A 3,164-nucleotide genomic window follows, 5' to 3' on the forward strand; every position below is an offset into this window, starting at 1 on the left:
GCCTGCCGATTGGATAACACTTGCTGAAAGTATGTATCAAGCATCGGTTGATGACTCAATTGATGGCAGTAAAATTCCAACTATGTGGGGCACTGATGCGGTACATGGTCATAATAATGTGATTGGCGCGACATTATTTCCGCACAATATTGGTTTAGGTGCTGCTAATAACCCCGCATTAATTGAGCAAATTGCAGCAGCTACGGCAGTAGAAGTAATGGCAACAGGCATAGATTGGGTATTTGCACCAACAGTTGCTGTAGTGCGCGACGACCGATGGGGCAGAACGTACGAAGGCTACTCAGAAGACCCTGCAATTGTACGTGAATATTCAGCCGCAATTGTAAACGGATTACAAGGCAGAGCTGGTGATGACTTTTTAAGTGACAAACGCGTAATTAGCACTGTTAAGCACTTTTTAGGCGATGGTGGCACGGTAGATGGCGACGATCAAGGGGACAACATTGATAGCGAAGAGACGTTATATAACATTCATGCGCAAGGTTATATAGGAGGCTTAACCGCAGGTAGCCAATCGGTTATGGCATCGTTTAATAGCTGGAATGGTAAAAAAAATCACGGCAATCAATACTTACTTACCGATGTACTAAAAACAAAAATGGGTTTTGATGGCTTTGTTGTAGGCGATTGGAACGGGCACGGACAAGTTGCCGGCTGTACAAATGAAAGCTGCCCGCAAGCTGTTAATGCCGGGCTTGATATTTTTATGGTGCCAACGGGTGCTTGGAAACCACTTTATGAAAATACAATTAAACAAGTAAAAGCGGGCACAATAACAATGGCGCGAATAGATGACGCCGTGGCACGTATTTTACGCGTTAAATTACGCGCGGGTTTATTTGATAAACCAAGCCCCGCAAATCGAAAATATTCAGGTAAGTTAGAACTAATAGGTGCAGCTGCACATCGCGATATTGCCCGCCAAGCGGTACAAGAGTCGTTAGTACTGCTTAAAAACAACAACCATTTATTACCGCTTAACCCATCAAGTAACATACTAATTGCAGGCGATGCGGCCGATAACATAGGCAAGCAATCGGGTGGTTGGAGTATTACGTGGCAGGGAACTAATAATCAAAATGCAGATTTCCCTGGGGCAACGTCTATTTATGCCGGATTAAAAACGCAAATTGAGGCTGCTGGCGGTAATGCTATTTTAAGCCCAACGGGTGAATTTAATACTAAGCCCGATGTAGCCATTGTTGTATTTGGTGAAGAACCATACGCAGAGGGGCATGGCGATAAAGACAACCTTGAGTTTGAACGTAACAATAAACGCTCTCTTAAAATATTAAAAACATTAAAGCAGCAAAATATACCGGTTGTTTCTGTGTTTATATCGGGCAGACCAATGTGGGTTAACAGCGAGCTAAACGCGTCAGATGCATTTGTAGCAGCATGGCTTCCTGGCACTGAAGGACAAGGCATTGCAGATGTTTTATTAGCGGATGCAAGTGGGCAGGTACAGTACGACTTTAAAGGTAAATTGTCTTTCTCATGGCCTAAATCGCCACTACAAACCGCAGTAAATAAGGGCGATGCTGATTACTCACCATTATTACCCTATGGCTTTGGTTTAACATATAAAGATGAAAGTACGCTTGCCAATAATCTAAATGAAGACTCAGGTGTTGATATTAGTAACCTTGCGCCGTTGTCTATATTTAATGGCAGTTTTAAAACGCCGTGGCGTTTGTTTTTAAATTCAAACAGCGAGCAGCACCAAGTAGCAAGTAACAGTGTAAAGCTCGGTGGCATTACTTATCGCACTGAAGACAAAGCGATTCAAGAAGATGCGATGCAATTTAACTTTGATGGCACTGCATCCAGCTACATCGAAATTAATAGTAACTTTACCGAAGACAAAGTGGCCTACATTGAAGCAAATTCGGCCCTTAGTTTTAGCTATAAAGTAAACCAAATACCTAGCTCACATACATACCTTGCAATGAAGTGCGAACAAGGTTGTGGCGGCGAGCTTGATATCACCAATGAGCTTGAAAATGCTGATTTAAATACATGGCAAACCATGAGTGTAGATTTAACCTGTTTTGCTAAAAAGGGCGTTGATTTTGCCAGAGTAACCAGCCCTTTTATTATTAAAACAGCAGGAGAGCTTAGCGTTTCAGTTGCAGATATTAGCTTTGAACCACAAAGCGCTAAAAGCGCCGTGGTTAAGTGTGAAGAATAAACGTAAAAGTTGTTGTGTATATCCAAAGTCCTGAGGGCATGTTGATCTTTGTGGATTGAAATTTGTTCAATCTAGGGGCAATTTAATCGCGGCGAGAGGTTTGTAACCTAGTGGGCTAAGTAAAAACCGAGCAACAAAGAGTAAATTGCCCCTAGGCAGAACCCTACGGGCAGCGCATGTTTGGCATTTATGCTACGTTATCGCCTATTTATGGGGAATAACCACACTACATAGGCTCTGCCTTGCCTAAAAACCAAACATACTGCTGCAAATTCAACCACCAAAGAACAACACGCCCTAATAAGGGCTTTTTTTATGCTGGGCAATATTGTTTTAAAAACTCATGGTGAGGCGGTAATTGGCTAACGCGCTGTTCTATTTGCTGTTTAATACCGTGTAAAAAACGGGTGAGTTCTTCATCGCTCATCATGCTGGCTATTAAGTGATGTTGATTAGGCTCAATACCTTGACCAAGCATAACTTGCACCCACGAATCGACTCTAAAAATGTCGCCATCGTCTAAAAATACACGGCCAGTTTGCTTAAACAAATCAATTTTATGCTGAAGTGTTTTTGGCACCTCCATCGCACTACAGTGTTGCCAAAACTCGCTGTCATCGCGATTAGTTACTTTGTAGTGCAGCACAATAAAGTCGCGAATATTTTCAATTTCGCTTTTAAGCTGTTTGTTGTATTCGTCAATGGCGTGATTGGTAATGCCATTAAACGGAAATAAACGCATAAAGCGAATAATACCCGACATAATTAAGTGAATGCTGGTGGACTCAAGTGGTTCAACAAAACCGCTAGCAAGGCCAAGCGCTAGGCAGTTTTTGTTCCAGCCTTTTAAGCGCCGGCCTGTTTTAAATTTAATAATACGCGGCTCTGTAATAGCCTCACCTTCAATGTTATTTAATAGTAGCGCTTTGGCTTGTTCGTCATCCATATATTG

Annotated in this window: 2 protein-coding genes; one reads left to right on the top strand and one right to left on the bottom strand. The window is 42.2% G+C overall.

What is annotated here, in order from left to right; translation table 11 throughout:
- On the top strand, positions 1–2,212 hold a 2,212-nt coding region (locus tag L656_RS0101660), incomplete at its 5' end, for a glycoside hydrolase family 3 protein (RefSeq protein ID WP_024597957.1).
- Between the two features lie 313 nt (positions 2,213–2,525).
- Here the strand turns inward: L656_RS0101660 and L656_RS0101665 are convergent.
- Positions 2,526–3,164 (bottom strand): tryptophan 7-halogenase (locus tag L656_RS0101665; protein ID WP_029750591.1); only part of this gene is annotated, 639 nt, incomplete at its 5' end.

The organism is Pseudoalteromonas sp. TAE56, from assembly GCF_000497955.1.
In the GTDB taxonomy this organism is placed as follows: domain Bacteria; phylum Pseudomonadota; class Gammaproteobacteria; order Enterobacterales; family Alteromonadaceae; genus Pseudoalteromonas.